Source organism: Nocardia sp. NPDC057663 (genome assembly GCF_042799895.1).
Classification (GTDB): Bacteria; Actinomycetota; Actinomycetes; order Mycobacteriales; family Mycobacteriaceae; genus Nocardia.
This window is the reverse complement of the sequence record NZ_JBHVHX010000011.1, coordinates 126,073-141,781: the sequence shown is the minus strand read 5'-3', so window position 1 is coordinate 141,781 and position 15,709 is coordinate 126,073. Positions and strand designations below refer to the sequence as shown.

General features: G+C 70.3%; 15 protein-coding genes. 12 read left to right on the top strand and 3 right to left on the bottom strand.

Features of this window, described 5'->3' with window-relative positions; genetic code table 11:
- Positions 1 to 43: 43 nt before the first annotated feature.
- The 10 genes from ACFVAV_RS22895 (at position 44) to ACFVAV_RS22850 (ending at position 9,604) form a co-directional block, all read left to right on the top strand.
- Entirely contained in the window at positions 44 to 1,171 is a 1,128-nt protein-coding gene (locus tag ACFVAV_RS22895) for a glycosyltransferase family 4 protein (RefSeq protein ID WP_379037143.1), read from the top strand.
- A gap of 43 nt (positions 1,172 to 1,214) precedes the next feature.
- The gene (locus tag ACFVAV_RS22890) at positions 1,215 to 1,610 is read left to right on the top strand and encodes a polyketide cyclase / dehydrase and lipid transport (RefSeq protein WP_379037142.1); all 396 of its coding nucleotides are present in this window, start codon (positions 1,215 to 1,217) and stop codon (positions 1,608 to 1,610) included.
- A 53-nt stretch (positions 1,611 to 1,663) separates the two neighbouring features.
- Positions 1,664 to 2,101: an SRPBCC family protein gene (locus ACFVAV_RS22885; RefSeq protein WP_379037141.1), complete on the top strand. Its 438-nt coding sequence runs from the start codon at positions 1,664 to 1,666 to the stop codon at positions 2,099 to 2,101.
- Positions 2,098 to 3,378 carry an ArsA family ATPase gene (locus ACFVAV_RS22880; protein ID WP_379037202.1) on the top strand — a complete coding sequence of 427 codons (1,281 nt, stop codon included), beginning with the start codon at positions 2,098 to 2,100 and terminating at the stop codon, positions 3,376 to 3,378. The genes ACFVAV_RS22885 and ACFVAV_RS22880 overlap by 4 nt, the downstream gene beginning before the upstream one ends.
- Positions 3,368 to 4,312, top strand: coding sequence for a hypothetical protein (locus ACFVAV_RS22875; RefSeq protein ID WP_379037140.1), 945 nt, complete (start codon positions 3,368 to 3,370; stop codon positions 4,310 to 4,312). Before ACFVAV_RS22880 ends, ACFVAV_RS22875 begins: the two co-directional genes overlap by 11 nt.
- Complete coding sequence (locus ACFVAV_RS22870; RefSeq protein WP_379037139.1) at positions 4,309 to 5,304, top strand: ROK family protein; 996 nt, start codon at positions 4,309 to 4,311, stop codon at positions 5,302 to 5,304. Before ACFVAV_RS22875 ends, ACFVAV_RS22870 begins: the two co-directional genes overlap by 4 nt.
- 117 nt (positions 5,305 to 5,421) lie before the next feature.
- The gene (locus ACFVAV_RS22865; protein ID WP_379037138.1) at positions 5,422 to 6,150 is read left to right on the top strand and encodes a lysophospholipid acyltransferase family protein; all 729 of its coding nucleotides are present in this window, start codon (positions 5,422 to 5,424) and stop codon (positions 6,148 to 6,150) included.
- 92 nt (positions 6,151 to 6,242) lie between these two features.
- The gene (locus ACFVAV_RS22860) at positions 6,243 to 7,016 is read left to right on the top strand and encodes a sporulation protein (RefSeq protein WP_379037137.1); all 774 of its coding nucleotides are present in this window, start codon (positions 6,243 to 6,245) and stop codon (positions 7,014 to 7,016) included.
- Positions 7,017 to 7,126: 110 nt separating this feature from the next.
- Positions 7,127 to 8,515 (top strand): ABC1 kinase family protein, encoded by a 1,389-nt coding sequence (locus ACFVAV_RS22855; protein WP_379037136.1) that lies wholly within the window; start codon positions 7,127 to 7,129, stop codon positions 8,513 to 8,515.
- A 3-nt stretch (positions 8,516 to 8,518) separates the two neighbouring features.
- On the top strand, positions 8,519 to 9,604 hold the full coding sequence (locus ACFVAV_RS22850; RefSeq protein WP_379037135.1) for an AraC family transcriptional regulator: 1,086 nt from the start codon (positions 8,519 to 8,521) through the stop codon (positions 9,602 to 9,604).
- On the opposite strand, the gene ACFVAV_RS22845 is transcribed toward ACFVAV_RS22850, so the two are convergent.
- Complete coding sequence (locus ACFVAV_RS22845) at positions 9,517 to 11,013, bottom strand: flavin-containing monooxygenase (protein WP_379037134.1); 1,497 nt, start codon at positions 11,011 to 11,013, stop codon at positions 9,517 to 9,519. The two genes, ACFVAV_RS22850 and ACFVAV_RS22845, sit on opposite strands and share 88 nt — an antisense overlap.
- Positions 11,014 to 11,170: 157 nt before the next feature.
- On the opposite strand from ACFVAV_RS22845, the gene ACFVAV_RS22840 reads away from it, so the two are divergent.
- A complete protein-coding gene (locus tag ACFVAV_RS22840; protein WP_379037133.1) occupies positions 11,171 to 12,721 on the top strand; it encodes an alkaline phosphatase D family protein in 1,551 nt (516 codons plus the stop codon).
- Positions 12,722 to 12,772: 51 nt separating this feature from the next.
- The gene (locus ACFVAV_RS22835) at positions 12,773 to 14,044 is read left to right on the top strand and encodes an FAD-binding oxidoreductase (protein ID WP_379037132.1); all 1,272 of its coding nucleotides are present in this window, start codon (positions 12,773 to 12,775) and stop codon (positions 14,042 to 14,044) included.
- Positions 14,045 to 14,129: 85 nt separating this feature from the next.
- Here the strand turns inward: ACFVAV_RS22835 and ACFVAV_RS22830 are convergent, their stop codons facing one another.
- Complete coding sequence (locus ACFVAV_RS22830) at positions 14,130 to 14,546, bottom strand: cytochrome c oxidase subunit 4 (RefSeq protein ID WP_379037131.1); 417 nt, start codon at positions 14,544 to 14,546, stop codon at positions 14,130 to 14,132.
- A 10-nt stretch (positions 14,547 to 14,556) separates the two neighbouring features.
- Complete coding sequence (locus ACFVAV_RS22825; RefSeq protein WP_379037129.1) at positions 14,557 to 15,678, bottom strand: cytochrome c oxidase subunit II; 1,122 nt, start codon at positions 15,676 to 15,678, stop codon at positions 14,557 to 14,559.
- Between the last annotated feature and the right edge of the window lie 31 nt (positions 15,679 to 15,709).

Genomic DNA, 15,709 nt, shown 5'->3' with positions numbered 1-15,709 from the left:
CCTCGAGTCACTCCGTAACGCTTACCTATTAGGTTGTTCACTTATGGCCCGAACTCTGCTGGTTACCAATGATTTCCCGCCTCGGCCGGGTGGAATCCAGTCGTATCTGCACGCGCTGGCGAATCAGCTGCCGCCGGACGACCTGGTCGTCTACGCACCGCGCTGGCGTGGTGACAGTCACGAGAAGTTCGACGCCGCACAGAAGTTCCGCGTCGTTCGGCACCCGACGACGCTCATGGTGCCGACCCCCGGCGTCATCAAGCGGGCGGGCGCCCTGCTGCGCGAGCACGACTGCGACACCGTCTGGTTCGGCGCCGCCGCGCCACTGGCCGCGATGGCGCCGATGCTGCGGCGAGCGGGTGCCGAGCGCATCCTGGCCAGCACCCACGGCCACGAGGTCGGCTGGTCGATGCTGCCCGGTGCGCGCCAGGTGCTGCGCTCGATCGGCGAGAACACCGATGTCGTCACCTATGTCAGCAAGTACACCCGCGGCCGGTTCGCCTCGGCGTTCGGCCCACGGGCCGCGCTCGAGTACCTGCCGCCGGGTGTCGACCCCGCCGAGTTCCGGCCCGACCCGGCCGCGCGCGCCGAACTGCGCGCCCGCTACGGCCTCGGCGACCGGCCGACGGTGCTGTGCCTGTCGCGCCTGGTCGCGCGCAAGGGCCAGGACATGCTGATCGTCGCGATGAACGAGGTGCGCGAGCGCGTCGACGGCGCGGTCCTGGTGATCGCGGGCGGCGGACCGTACGAGACACGGCTGCGCGGGCTGGCCGAGGCGCTCGGCGTCACCGACAGTGTCGTGTTCACCGGCCGGGTGCCCTCGGGTGAGCTGGCCGCCCACCACACCATCGCCGACGTCTTCGCCATGCCGTGCCGCACCCGCGGCGCGGGCCTGGACGTCGAGGGCCTCGGCATCGTCTTTCTGGAGGCGTCGGCGACCGGGGTGCCGGTCGTGGCGGGCAGCTCCGGGGGCGCGCCCGAGACCGTCCGGGAGGGCGAGACCGGGCTGGTCGTGCACGGACGCTCGGTCGAGCAGATCAGCGATGCGCTCGTCGAGCTGCTCACCGACCGCGACAAGGCGGCCGCGATGGGCGCCGCGGGCCGCGTGTGGGTCGAGCAGAACTGGCATTGGGACCGCCAGGGCGCCCGCCTGCGGGAGCTGCTGCGGTGACACCCCGGCCGGTATCGGTGTGGCGTCCACTACGCTCAGCGAGGTGAGCAGTATCCAGGTCGCAGATCAGACCTTCCTCGCGGCGCCGCCCGCCGCGATCGCCGACGTGCTGAGCGCCACCAACAACTGGCGCCGCTGGTGGCCCGACCTGCGCCTCGACGTGCGCGAGGACCGCGGGGACAAGGGCATCCGCTGGACGGTGGCAGGTCCGCTGGACGGCACCATGGAAGTGTGGCTGGAGGCCGTCGCCGACGGCGCGATCCTGCACTACTTCCTGCATGCCGAACCCACCGCGGCCAAGCCGATGTCGCCGCGCGCGCTGGCCGCGGCGAACCGGGCACGCCGGGTCGCGGGCAAGACCATGTCGTTCGAACTGAAGGCCCGGCTCGAGGCCGGTCGGCCCGCGGGCGTCGCGCCCGCGGCCGTCGCGGCGCCCTGACGACGCCACCGGCACCGACTGCTCGTCCCGCACGAAAGGAACCGTTGTCCGCCATGGCCGACCGGACCCAGAGATCGATTGTCATCGAGGCGCCGTCGAAGCAGGTGATGGCCGTCATCGCGGATCTGGAGTCCTATCCGGAGTGGGTGGCGGCCGCGCAGTCGGTCGAGGTGCTCGACACCGACGCCGCGGGCCGGGCGGCGACCGCGCGGTTCGTGCTCGACGCGGGCGTCGTCAAGGACACCTACGTGCTGACCTACAACTGGCGCGCCGACGGCCACGCGGTGAGCTGGCGACTGCTCAGTGGTGAACTGCAGAAAGCCCAGGACGGCAGCTATGAACTGCGCGACCAGCCCGACGGCAGCACCGAGGTGATCTACGAGCTGACCGTCGACTTGAACATCCCGATGATCGGCATGTTCAAGCGGAAGGCCGAGAAGGTGATCACCGATACGGCCTTGAAGGAACTGAAGAAGCGGGTCGAGGGCTGAGCGCCCCGGGCGGTACCCGCGTCGAACTGTTCGTCGGCAAGGGCGGTGTCGGGAAGACGACGCTGGCCTGCGCGACGGGCATGACCTACGCCCGCGCCGGGCGGCGGGTATTGATCGCCTCGCTCGATCAGGCGCATTCGCTGGGCGACGCGCTCGGCTTCCGCTTCCCGCACGATCCGGGCACCGTCACCGGGGTGGCCAGGGTGGCGCCCGGGCTCGAGGCGATCGAGATCGATTCCCTCGCCCTGCTCGAGGACCGCTTCCGTGACGTGGTGCGGATGCTGGCGAAGGGCGGCGGGCACGATCACGGCATCGACCTGACCGCCATCGACCCGGCCGAACTCACCGGCCTGCCCGGCGTGCAGGAACTGCTGATGCTGGTGGAGATCGCGCAGTACGCCGAGGAGGACGACTGGGACGTCATCGTCGTCGACTGTCCGCCCTCGGCCGACATGCTGCGCATCCTCACCGCCCCGGACACCCTGCTCAACTATGTGGAGCGCCTGTGGCCCCGGCACACGCGCACGATGAGCGCGATCGGGGCCGATCTGCGCAAGGCGGTGCTGGCGGCCACGGTCGAACGGATCGTCGGCGCGGTCACCCAGGTCCGCGATCTGCTCGCCGACCGCACCCGCACCAGTGCGCGGTTGATCACCGGCCCGGAACAGGTCGCCGTCGCCGAGGCGCGGCGGGTGCGCTCGGCGGCCGCGCTGCTCGGCCTGCGCCTGGACGCGGTGGTGGTGAACAAGGTGCTGGCGCCGGTCCCGACGCCCGGCGACAACGCCCATCCGGCCGTGCACTGGTACCTCAACCGCCGTGCCGAGCAACTCGAGGTGGTCGCGCGGCTGCACGAGCAGCTCACCGACGTCCCGATCCTGCTCGCCCAGCACGCCGGTGCCGAACCGGTGGGGGTGAATGCGCTGGCCGCGTTCTCCTATTCGGTCGACACGCTGCCCGGCCCACACGCTCAGGGCGCGGATTCGGGCGAACCGATGGTTCGATGGGAGTCGGGTTCCGGTGTCGACTCCGTGTACGCGATGCGGATTCGGCTACCGGTTGTCGATCCCGGCACCTTGCGGCTGGGCCGAGTGGAGGACGATCTGATCGTGGGAGCCGACGGGGTGCGCACACGCGTACGGCTCGCGCCGGTGCTGCAACGCTGCACGGTGGCGGGCGCGGAACTCGACGACGGTCACCTCGTGGTCCGCTTCCGGCCCGATCCGCAGGTGTGGCCCGCCGATCCGAACTACACGAAGGCCACCGCAGATGAGCAGTGACAGGCAGTCCGGCCACCACCCCGACGGTTTCGCCGAGTTCACCGAGGAGCTGCGCCTGCTGGCCGAAGTGCTCCTGGCCAGAGTCGAGCCGGTGCTGCGCCGCACCGCCGCCGACGGCCAGGCCGATCTGGGCGGCTGCGCCTGGTGCCCGGTCTGCGCGGCCGCGGCCCTGGTGCGCGGCGAACACCACGATGTGGTCGCCGCCCTCGCCGACCACGGCACGTCGATGGTGACTGTGCTGCGCGAAGCACTCGCCGGCGTCCCCGTCGAGCCGGTGCTGCCCCCGGAGTGGGCCGAACACGCTGCGGGACACCATGATTCGCATGCGGCATGGGGCCACAACGGTGCCGGTGGCCCCATCACGCCGGACCACCCCGGCGAACCGTCGGCTCCCGCCGGCGAATCGCGACGACAGCACCACGGCGCCGCGTCCACGGGCGCATCCCCCGCCGGTACCTCCGCCGCCCGACCTGCCGGAGCATCCGCTGCCACGCCCACCGGCTCATCGGCAGCAGCGTCCACCGGCACTCACGCCGGATCCTCGACCGGCCCCGGCAGACCGCACCGCACGGGCGCTACCCAGGCAGATCCCGCGGTGGCTCCGTCAGCCGACCGAGCCACCGGAACCGCGGCGCAGCCCGACCACCCCGACACCGCGGGCCGGGCCCGCCTTCGCTGGGGCTCCGCGCGCCCCGACCAGGACCCCGCTCCCCGCCCCCGCCGGGTCGACGAATACGTGGCGCCACGCCAGCAGGGCGCTCCGGCCGGAACCCCGGCGCGGCCACCCGTGCCGACCGATCCTGGAACCGCCACCGGCACCGGCCTGTTCGCGGCGCCGAACGGGGACGCCGACCACCGCCGCGACGATCGATCGCGCACGGCCCGCGCGCCACGCTCGCGTTATGTCGACATTCCGGTGACGATCCGGGGATGACCCAGCGGATCGACCGTCAACACCTGCTCACCGTCGGCATCGACGTCGGCGGCACGAACATCCGCGCCTCGGTCGTCGACGGCGAGGGTGAGGTACTCGACAGCGTGCAGGCCCCGACCCCGCATTCGGCGCGCGCGCTCGAGGACGCCATCGACCGCTCGGTGCGTGAGCTGGCGCGCAGGCATCCGATCGCCGCGGTCGGCCTCGCGGTCGCCGGCTTCATCTCCGACGACCGCACGACTGTCCTGTTCGCCCCGCACCTGCCCTGGCAGGATGCCCCGGTCGCGCAACGGCTCTCCGCGCGCCTCGGCCTGCCGGTGATCCTGGAGCACGACGCCAATGCCGCGGGCTGGGCCGAATACCACTTCGGCGCCGCCGCGGGCGGGCACACCGTGGTACTCGTGGCGATCGGCACCGGCATCGGCGCCGCCCTGCTCATCGACGGTCAGCTCTACCGCGGCAGTCACGGCGTGGCCCCCGAGCTCGGCCACCTCCAGGTGGTGCCCGAGGGCCGGGCCTGTGCCTGCGGCAAGCGCGGCTGCTGGGAGCGCTACTGCAGTGGAACGGCACTGGCCGACACCGCGATCGAACTGCTGGCGACCGACCCGGTGCGTTCGGTGCTGGCCCGCGACGTGATCCACGATCCGGGCTCGCTGACCGGACGCCGGGTGGCCGGCGCCGCCCAGGACGGCGACCCGCTGGCGGTCAGGGTGATGGCCGACTTCGCGCGCTGGCTCGGACTCGGCCTGGCGTTCGTCAGCGACATCTTCGATCCCGATCTCGTGGTGATCGCCGGTGGCGTGAGCAGTTCGGCGCCGCTGTTCCTGGACGAGGCGCGCGAGCACTACGCGCGCGCGGTCACCGGTGCCGGGCACCGGCCGCTGGCGCGGTTGCGCACCACCCAGCTCGGCGAGGCCGCGGGCATGATCGGTGCGGCGGAATTGGCCAGGGCGGCGGTCGGCGCGCCGGTCGCGGGCAGCAGCGGGAGATGAGCGTCACAACACGTGACCCTGGCTACCGTCCTGGGTTGGTTGTGACCTGCGACCAGCGGTAAAGTCGGTTTCCGACGAGGCTGCATACGACTATCCCGGTCCCGGGGAAAGGACGCCATGTTCTACTGGCTGCTCAAGTTCGTTCTCGTGGGACCGCTCATGCATCTCTACAACCGGCCCGAAGTCGAGGGTGTCGAGAACATCCCGACCGACGGCCCGGCGATCATGGCGGGCAATCACCTCTCCTTCTCCGACTGGCTGTTCGCGCCGCTGCTGTCCCCGCGGCGGATCAACTACCTCGCCAAGGCGGAGTACTTCACCACCCCCGGTTTCAAGGGGCGGCTGCAGAAGTTCTTCTTCAGCGGCACCGGCCAGTACCCGATCGACCGTAGCGGCGCCACCGCCGCCGAGGACGCGCTCAACGCGGCCCGCAAGCTGCTCGACGAGGGCCGCCTGGTCGGCCTGTACCCGGAGGGCACCCGCTCCCCCGACGGTCGCCTGTACAAGGGCAAGACCGGCATGGCGCGCCTCGCCCTGGAGACCGGCGTCCCGGTCATCCCCGTCGCGGTCATCGGCACCGACAAGGTGAGCCCGCCCGGACCCTTCAAGTGGCGTCGGCACAAGGTCGTCCTCAAGTTCGGTGCCCCCCTGGACTTCTCGCGCTACGAGGGCATGAGCGGCAATCGCTTCGTCGAGCGCGCCGTCACCGACGAGGTGATGTACGAGCTGATGCGCCTCACCGGCCAGGAATACGTCGACGTCTACGCGCACAGCCTCAAGAAGGGCGTCGCCCCTACCGACCGCCAGCTCGACGCGACCCGCATCCCGGACACCGCGGCCAGCTGAGCCGTCATGCGGTGCGCCGCACCGCGATGACCTGACCCACAGCACCGGCCGACGGCAAGCGGATCGTAAGCGCCGTCGGCCAGACTGCTCGCATGTTCAAGCAATTGCTGGCCGCGGCCGGTGTCGGCGGCGCCGAGGTCGAAACCGAATTGTTCACGCCCGGTGTGCAACCCGGCGGACTCGTCGAGGGTGTGATCCGGTTGCGCGGCGGTCGCGTCGACCAGGCGATCGGGCAGGTGGCGGTAGAGTTCGTCACCCGCGTGGAGCGCGAGTACTCCGACGGCGAGGAACGCATCGCCGACCTCGGCTTCGGCCGGGCCGGCGTCGCCGGGCCGTTCACCCTGATCGCGGGCACGGTGGCCGAATTGCGTTTCGCCGCACCGGTTCCGTTCGAGACCCCGATCACCTTCTTCGACGGCCACCACCTGCCGGGGGCCGCGGTCGCGCTGCGCACCGTCGTCGACATCCACGGCGCCGTCGACGCCACCGACACCGATCCGATCGGCATCGGCGCGCTGCCCGCCCAGCACGTCGTGCTCGATGCCGTGCGGCGCATGGGTTTCGGTCTGCTCCGCACCGATGTGGAGGCGGGCACGATCGCCCGCACACCGCAGCGGCTGCCGTTCTATCAGGAGATCGAGTTCGGCCGCTCGCACCACTTCCCGCGGGTCAACCAGCTCGAGCTCACCTTCGTCGCCGCGGAGCAGGGCATGAGCGTCGTTCTCGAGGCCGATATCGAGGGTGGCTGGTTCCGGGAGGACCGGGACGGGATCGGGATGTTCTGGGTCGACTACTCGCGCCTGGCCGCGCAGGACTGGACCGCCGAGATCCACCGCACCCTGGCCGGGCTCGGCGCACTCGGCTGAGGCCGTAAGCCCACCGGGGCCACCCACCCGCTTGGTAGCCTCTTGCGAGGCATGAGCCGACAGGTGGGCAGCCACAGCAGTGGCGGGCGTCGGTGGACAGCGAGGTGGACATGGTCGGACGGGACGCAGAGGGCCGGGTGATGCCCTTTGCTCGCCGTGCGAAGTCGCCCGATGATCCGCGGATCGGCAATCCGCCCACCGGCAAGGTCGCCCGCAGCGCCCGGCTCGCCGCGGTGCCCGTCGCCTACGCGGGGCGGCGCATCGCCGGACTCGGCAAGCGCGCCGTCGGCCGCAATGCCGAGGACGTGGAACGCGATATCCGCACCAGGACCGCCGAGCACCTGTTCCAAGTGCTCGGCGAGCTCAAGGGGTGTGTCGCGAAACTGGGCCAGCTGCTCGGACTGCTCGAGCTCGGCCTCGCCCCCGAGCTGGCCGAGCCGTATCGCAAAGCCCTTGCCCGCCTGCACGACTCGGCCCCCGCCATGCTGCCCGCCGCCGTCCACGCCGAACTGGCCGTGCACCTGGGTGCGGACTGGCGCTCGCTGTTCCTCGATTTCGACGACCGCGCGGCGGCAGCGGCCTCGGTGGGCCAGGTCCATCGCGCCCGCTGGCACGACGGCACACCGGTGGCCGTGAAGGTGATGTACCCCGGCGGCCGCCGCGCCGTCCTGGCCGATCTGCAGGCCCTGCGCCGCGCCACCCCGCTGTTCACCGCGCTGCTGCCCGGCGCCGACACCCGCCCGGTGATCGAGGCGCTGTGCGACGAGATCCACGCCGAACTCGACTACGCCAGGGAAGCGGCCAACCAGCGCGCGTTCGCCCTCGCCTTCGCCGGCGACCCGGACGTGGTGGTCAGCCGCGTGATCGCCCAGCGTGGCGACGTCCTGGTCACCGAATGGCTCGACGGCGCCCCGCTGACGCGGCTGATCGCCCGCGGGGAGGCCGCCGAACTCGACCGGCTCGGCGTGCTGATCCTGCGTTTCCTGTTCTCCGCGCCCGCCCGCGCCGCCCTCGTCTACGGCGACCCGCACCCCGGCAATTTCCTGCGCATGCCCGACGGCCGCCTCGGCGTCGTCGACTTCGGCGCGTGCACACCGTGGCCCGCCGCCTTCCTCGACGTCGCCGGTGACGTGGGCGCGGCCGTGATCGCCGACTCCCCCGCCGATCTCGAGGCCGCCATCCGCCGCCACGGTTTCGTCGCCCCCGGCCGCGAACTCGACATCGCCACCGTCGCCGCCCGCCTGCAACCGGTCCGCGACGCGCTGCTGTCGCCCACCTACCCGCTCTCGGCCGACTGGCTGCGCGAGCAGGTCCGCCTGGCCACCGACCTGCGCCTGTCGAATATCTTGCGCCAGTTGACGATGCCGCCCGACCATACCCCGATCCTGCGGTCCTTCCTCGGCGGCATCGCGGTCCTGTGCCAACTCCAGACCGAGGTTCCGCTGCGCGCGGAATGCACCCGCTGGTACCCCGAGACCGCGGCCGCCGCGGGCCTGTGACCCGTGGCGCACTGGGATATTCCGCGCACGCCGATGGGGGCGCTGCTCACGACTCGCCTCGGTGCGGAGCGCGGTGTCCCCGTCGAGACCTGTCTGCGCGGCACCGGGCTCACCGCCGACCTGCTCGCCGACCCGAACGCCGAGATCTCCGCGACCGCCGAGCTGGCCGTCATCGCCAATCTGCTCCGCGCGCTGGACAATCCACCCGGCCTCGGCCTACGGGCGGGCACCCTGTTCCGGCTCACCTCCTACGGCATGTGGGGTTTCGCGCTCATCAGCAGCCCGACCCCGCGCTCGGCGATCCAGGCCGGTCTGCAGTTCATCGACCTCACCTTCGCCTTCAGTGACATCCAGGTGCGCCGCACCGACACCGAACTCCAGCTCACCTTCACCGCCCCCGACGTCGCCGTGCCGCTGCGCCGCTTCGTGATCGAACGCGACATGGCCGCCATCCAGACGCTGAACCGGGACTTGCTCGCGGCGCCGATCCCGATCAACCAGGTGCGCTTCGCCTTTCCGCCGCCGCCGCTCGCGGACCGGGCGCTCTACACCGAAACCTTCGGGCTGACCCCGGAATTCGATGCCGAGGAGTGCCTGGCCGGTTTCGACCACGCCCACGTCGACGCACCGCTGCCGCAGGCGAACGAGCAGACCGCCGCCGTCGCCATCGCGCATTGCCGTGACCTGCTCGACCGGCGCAAGGCCCGTGGCGGCACCGCGGGACGCGTGCGCGACATCCTGGTCCAGCACCTCGCCCAGCCACTGGACGCGCCCTCGCTGGCGACCATGCTGTTCGTCAGCGAGCGGACACTGCGGCACCGCCTGGCCAAGGAGGGCACCTCCTACCGGGCACTGCTCGACGAGGTCCGCGAGCGCCTCGCCGAGGAGATGCTGGTGACCCGCGGCCTGCCGGTCGCCGAGATCGCCCACCGCCTCGGCTATGTCGAGGTGTCGAGCTTTTCCCAGGCGTTCCGCCGCTGGAAAGGCGTGGGGCCCCGTGCCTATCGCGACCGGGCCACCTCGACCGGCTCGCCCGCGGCGGTGACGACGAACTCCGCGTCGTCGAATCGGCGCAGCCGCCTGCGATAGTCGAAGGTGAAGCCCGGCCAGTTGTTGGTATTGCGGCCCGCCGCGGTGGTGTACCAGCTGGTGCAGCCGCTGTTCCACACCGTCGCGCGAATCGCTTCCTGTACCACGGCATTCGACCGCGCCTGGACTTCCGGCCGCACCTCGATCGCGCGGGCGCCGTCGGCGAGCCGGGCCAATGCCTGGAGTACATAACCGAATTGGGATTCGAGCATGTAGACGATCGAGTTGTGGCCGAGGTTGGTGTTGGGACCGTAGAGGATGAACAGATTGGGGAATCCCGCCACCGTGATCCCGAGGTGGGCCTCGGCGCCGTCGCGCCACGCCTCGTCGAGCCTGCGACCCTCGCGCCCGAGCACCGTCATCGGCGCGAGGAACTCGTTGGCCTGGAATCCGGTGCCGAGCAACAGCGCGTCGACCTCGTGCAGCACGCCGTCGGCGGTGCGCAGTCCGGCCGGTTCGATGCGCGTGATCGCCTCGGTCACCACGTCCACGTTCGGCCGGTTGAGCGCCTCGTAGTAGTCGTTGGAGATCAGGATCCGCTTGCAGCCGATCTTCGCCGCAGGCGTGAGCCGCGCCCGCAGCCCGGTGTCGGGCACCTGATCGGCCAGGTAGCGCTCGAAACGCCGCTGCACCAATGCCATCGCCTGCGGGAACTTGGTGAAGGCGAACGCGCGAGGTTCCAGCGTGAGGTAGGTGGCCGCGCGCGAGAGCGCCAGCAGGCCGGGCACCCGGCGCAGCGCGGTGTGGGCGAGCGCGCTGTAGGCGTAGTCCGGCTTGGGGATCACGTGGGCGGCCTCGCGCTGGAACAGCTCCAGGCGCGCGGCCCGCTGCGCCACCCGTGGCACGAACTGGATCGCGGACGCACCCGTACCGATCACCGCGACGCGTTTGCCGTCGAGGTCGTAGTCGTGATTCCAGGTGGCGGAATGGAACATCTCCCCGGCGAACTCGTCGATGCCCTCGATCGCGGGAATCGCGGGCCTGCTCAGCTGACCGGTGGCGGCGACCAGCGCGCGCACCCGGTACTCGTCGCCGCCCGCGACTCGCACCACCCACTCACCGGCCGCCTCGTCGTACTCGGCCGAGGTCACCTCCGCGGCGAACCGGATGTGCCTGCGCAGGTCGTACCGGTCGGCGACCTCGCGCAGATACGCGAAGATCTCCGGCTGCTCGGCGAACCGGCGCGACCAATCGGCCTTCGGCGCGAACGAGAACGAATACAGATGGGACGGCACATCACACGCGGCGCCGGGATAGGTGTTGTCCCGCCACGTGCCACCCACCTCGTCGGCGCGTTCGAACAGAACGATGTCGTCATAGCCCGCCGCCTTCAGCCGCACGGCCATGCCGAGCCCGCCGAACCCGGTCCCGATGATCCCCACCGAGGGACGAGTGGTGTGTCCAGTCATGCCGATGACGGTAGGTGAGTCGCGACCAGCGCCACAGGGCCGGATCGGCGGCACAGTTACTAGATCCGGCAATGCGGTGTGATCCGTACGGCACCGTTCACGCGGCGTTGCCGCAGCCGAGTCCCCCTGTTCCGCCCGGCGATGCACCGTGAATCGTATGGCTGGTTCGGATTTCGCGATGTCCCGGCGCACCCTGTTGCGCGCCACCGCCGTCGGTCTGGTGACCACACCCGCTCTGGCCGCGTGCGGCGACGGTCCCGGCCTGGTCCGGGCCAGGCCCTCGCTCACCCATGGCGTCGCCGTCGGCGACCCGCGCAGCGACGGCGCGCTGATCTGGGCACGTTCGGACCGGCCCGCGACGCTGATCGTGGAGACCGCGGCGACCGAGAAGTTCAGTGACGTCGAACGATTCACCGGCCCCCTGCTCACCCCGGCCACCGACGGCACCGGCCGGATCCGGGTCGACGGCCTGCCCGCCGGGCAGCAGGTGCACTACCGGGTGCGCCTGGCGGGCGAGGACGGCGCGAGCTCGGAGACCGTCACCGGCGTCTTCCGCACCGCCCCGACCGCACCCGCCGACATCACCCTGCAATGGTCCGGTGACGTCGCGGGCCAGGGCTTCGGCATCAACCCCGACCTGGGCGGCATGAAGGTCTTCGCCACCATGGCCGCCCGCGACCCGCATCTGTTCCTGCATTCGGGCGACTGCATCTACGCCGACAACGCGCTGAAGGAGTCCGTGACGCTCCCCGACGGCCGGATCTGGAAGAACATCACCGCCGAGGCCAAGAACGCGCCCGCCGAGACCCTCGACCAGTTCCGCGGCAACTACGCCTACAACCTCACCGACGACAACTACCGCCGCTTCAACGCCGCCGTCGCCCAGGTGGTCCAGTGGGACGACCACGAGACCACCAACAACTGGTATCCCGGCGGCACCGTCGCCGCCGACAAGGGCTACACCGAGCGCAGCATGGACGTCCTGGCCGCGCGCTCGTGGCAGGCCTTCCACGAGTGGATGCCGCTGGAGCCGGCCGAAGCCGTCGACGGCAGGCTGTACCGCAAGATCGCCTACGGCCCACTGCTGGACGTGTTCGTCCTCGACATGCGCGCCTACAAGGACGCCAACGGCGCCAACACCGCACCGCAGGGCTCGGTCCTGGGCGCCGCGCAGACCAGGTGGCTGATCGACGGCCTGCGGGATTCGACGGCCACCTGGAAGATCGTCGCCGCCGACCTGCCGCTCGGCGTGATCGTCCCCGACGGCAAGACCGCCTTCGAGGGCCCGGCCAACGCCGCCCCCGGCGCACCCTCGGGCCGCGAAACCGAGATCGCCCAAGTGCTTTCGGCGATCAAGACGAACAAGGTCGCCGACGTCGTCTGGCTCACCGCCGACGTGCACTACACCGCCGCGCACCACTACTCGCCCGCCCGCGCGGCCTTCACCGATTTCGACGAGTTCTGGGAGTTCGTCTCCGGCCCGCTCAACGCGGGCGCGTTCGGTCCGAACGACCTCGACCAGACCTTCGGGCCCGAGGCGGTGTTCGTGCACGCGCCGCCCGCGCCGAACACCTCGCCACTGGACGCGCAGTACCAGCATTTCGGCGAGGTCCGCATCGACGGACGCTCCGGCGAACTCACGGTCGACCTGTGCGACGCGACCGGAAAAGTCCTGTTCAGCAAGCAGCTCGCCCCTGCCCGGAATTAGCTGCGAGGTACCGTGCGCAAGAAACGCCGAGCTGTGGTTAGCTATGCGGTCATGGGCACGCCGCACACCGTTATCTCCGAAGAATATCTCCCCCAGGACACTGCGGATGTCGTTCGCACTGTGCGTGATTCGCGTGATCGTTCGGAACGGTTGACGGTTCGCGGCGGCGAGCAGACCGAAGAGTCCTATGGCCTGACCGATCAGCGCGCGGTGCTCTCGCTGCGCAAGATGAACTCGGTGCTCGACATCAACCTGGGCAGGCGCACCGTCCGGGTGCAGGCGGGCGCCAAGCTCTCCGAGATCGACCGGCGCCTCGGCGCGCACGGTCTGGGCCTGCCCGTGGTCGGCGACCACCGCGACATCACCGCGGGCGGTTTCGCCTCCGTCGGTGGCGTCAGCACCGCCTCGCACCGCTACGGCATGTTCATCGATCAGATCGTCGACCTCGAGTACGTCGACCCCGACGGCCGGATCGGCACCTGCGGGCGCGGCCACCACACCGAGCGTTTCCACCGCATCCTCGGTGCGGGCGGCCGGGCGGGCATCATCACCGCGCTGACCCTCGACGTCGTCGAGGTCGACAAGGACCACACCTGGCTCACCACCGACGCCGACCGGTTCCTCGACTTCGATTCCTTCGTCGAGCACGCCACCACCGAGATCACCAACCCCGGCAGCGCGGCGCTGCAGGTCGGCCGCTGGGTCGACACCGCGCCGCTGAAGGTGGCGCGTCCCGTCGGCACCGGCCAGGTGACCCTCGGCGCCGTCCGCTTCGGCCAGTGGTCCAGTCTCTACCCGACCGCCCCCACCCGCGGCCTGCGGGCCCGGCGCGAGGTCGGCACCCGCACTCGTAAGTCGCTGGGCGCCATCGCCTCTGCCGCGGGCGGGCGCGCGGGTATGCCGGTGCGCAATGCCGCGGCCGGCGCGCTGATGTTCGCGCCGAAGGTGCTCACCATGCGCGACGCGGAGTACCTGGCCGACACCGTCATCAGCTCCTCCGAGCGCGGCCCGGCCTACCGGGTGGGCGTGTTCGCGCCACTGGCGAACTACGGTTCGGTGTTCTACGGCCTGCACGACCTGTTCGCCGATCACCGCGAACGCACGGGCTGCTTCACCGTCATCTCCGCGATGACCTACGGCGTGCGCTCGCCGTACCTGCGCGCCGAAGCCGCGGCCCGCGGCCTCGCGGCCGCCGACTACGGCCTGATCACCTTCACCTGCCGCCTGCGCCCCTCGGCCCTGCCCTCGGAGCAGCTGCGTGAGATCGTGTCCGGCATCGACGACATCTGCCGCTCGGAACAGGCGCTGCGCTACAGCGTCTGACCCACAGCCCAACAGGAAAGGCCCCACCGGATTCCGGTGGGGCCTTTCCTGTGTCTTTGTGGAGCTGTGTCTGTGTAGCTGTCGCTCAGTGCTTCTCGGCGCCGAGGTAGTACTCGAACACCAGGCCGGCGGCGGCGCCGAGCACGAGCACGACACCGAGGGCGATCAGCCACATCTGGAAGAACGCCAGGCCCAGCGCGGTCACCGAACCGGCGGCGGCCAGGGTGATGGGCCAGAAGCTACCGGGCGAGAAGAAGCCCAGGTCACCGGCGCCGTCGACGATCTCGGCCTCCTCGTAGTCCTCGGGCCGCAGGTCGATGCGGCGCGCGACGAACCGGAAGTAGGTGCCGATGATCAGCGACAGGCCCGCGGTCAGCACGATCGCGGTCGTACCGGCCCATTCGATGCCGGTGCGCGACTGCGCGGTGAAGAAACCGTAGACGATGCCCACCAGGATGAAGAACGCCGTGAGCAGTTCGAAGATCCGCGCTTCGATCCTCATATCAGAATCCTCACTTGCTCTCGTTCACCGAAGCGCTCTTGATATCACGCTTGGTGTTGAAGGGGTACGTGGAGGTGGCCACCGGCGACTCGCCGATCGACTCGAGGGCCTCACCGTTGGTCTTGCCGTCGATGCGCGCCTGCATGTACTTGGCGTACTTCTCCGGCGAGACCGCGCGGACCTCGAAGTTCATCATCGAGTGGTAGGTGCCGCACATCTCGGCGCAGCGGCCGACGAACGCGCCTTCCTTCTCGATCTCGGAGATCTGGAAGACGTTGTCGGACTGGTTTTCCTTCGGGTTCGGCATCACGTCGCGCTTGAACATGAACTCCGGCACCCAGAAGGCGTGGATCACGTCGGCGGCGGCGAGCTGGAACTCGATGCGCTTGCCGGTCGGCAGCACCAGGACCGGGATCTCGTCGCTGGAGCCGACGGTCTCGACCTTGTCGTAGTGCAGGTACGAGAGGATGTCGTTGGCCGGCTTGCCGTGCAGCGGACCCGGCTGCGGGTGGCCCTCTTCGTTCTTGCGCTCGGCGTACTCGGCCAGCTGCTCCTGGTTGATCAGCTCACGCTCGGAGTCGATGCCGTTCCAGGTCAGCCCGCCGACATTGTTGATGTTGCGGTAGCCGAACTTCCAGTTCCACTGGAAGGCGGTCACGTCGACGGTGACATCCGGGTTGTCGGTCTTCTCGTGCACGTAGTTCTGCACGACCACGGTGAAGTAGAACAGCACCGCGATGATCACGAACGGGATCGCCGTGTAGGTCAGCTCCAGCGACACGTTGTAGCCCGTCTGGCGCGGGAACTCCGGGGAGTCCTTGCGCTTGCGGTGCATGATGACGGTCCAGAAGGTCAGACCCCAGACCAGCACGCCCATGGCGAGCGCGGCCAGCACGGACCAGGTCCACAGCTCCCGCATCCGGGTGGCCTGCGGCGTGATGCCCGAGGGCCAGCCGAACCGCAGCCAAACATTGTCGATCGAGCAGCCCGAGACGAGGACGGCAGTGATCCCCAAGGACACCGCCAGCCCGGCCCGTCGAAGGATGCGGCCCTGCCGACCCCGAACGGGTCGTGCCCCGATCTCTTCGCTCGCCTTGTGCGCCACGCTCACGCCTTCCTGGTCGCTACACATTCCGACACATTGCGTCGTCCGGGCCGCGATC

Coding starts and splice junctions, on each gene's coding strand:
- ACFVAV_RS22840 (WP_379037133.1), top strand. CDS start 11,171: ATGGCTGGTTCGGATTTCGCGATGTCCCGGCGCACCCTGTTGCGCGCC.
- ACFVAV_RS22860 (WP_379037137.1), top strand. CDS start 6,243: ATGTTCAAGCAATTGCTGGCCGCGGCCGGTGTCGGCGGCGCCGAGGTC.
- ACFVAV_RS22895 (WP_379037143.1), top strand. CDS start 44: ATGGCCCGAACTCTGCTGGTTACCAATGATTTCCCGCCTCGGCCGGGT.
- ACFVAV_RS22825 (WP_379037129.1), bottom strand. CDS start 15,678: ATGTGTAGCGACCAGGAAGGCGTGAGCGTGGCGCACAAGGCGAGCGAA.
- ACFVAV_RS22865 (WP_379037138.1), top strand. CDS start 5,422: ATGTTCTACTGGCTGCTCAAGTTCGTTCTCGTGGGACCGCTCATGCAT.
- ACFVAV_RS22885 (WP_379037141.1), top strand. CDS start 1,664: ATGGCCGACCGGACCCAGAGATCGATTGTCATCGAGGCGCCGTCGAAG.
- ACFVAV_RS22875 (WP_379037140.1), top strand. CDS start 3,368: ATGAGCAGTGACAGGCAGTCCGGCCACCACCCCGACGGTTTCGCCGAG.
- ACFVAV_RS22835 (WP_379037132.1), top strand. CDS start 12,773: ATGGGCACGCCGCACACCGTTATCTCCGAAGAATATCTCCCCCAGGAC.
- ACFVAV_RS22855 (WP_379037136.1), top strand. CDS start 7,127: ATGGTCGGACGGGACGCAGAGGGCCGGGTGATGCCCTTTGCTCGCCGT.
- ACFVAV_RS22845 (WP_379037134.1), bottom strand. CDS start 11,013: ATGACTGGACACACCACTCGTCCCTCGGTGGGGATCATCGGGACCGGG.
- ACFVAV_RS22830 (WP_379037131.1), bottom strand. CDS start 14,546: ATGAGGATCGAAGCGCGGATCTTCGAACTGCTCACGGCGTTCTTCATC.
- ACFVAV_RS22870 (WP_379037139.1), top strand. CDS start 4,309: ATGACCCAGCGGATCGACCGTCAACACCTGCTCACCGTCGGCATCGAC.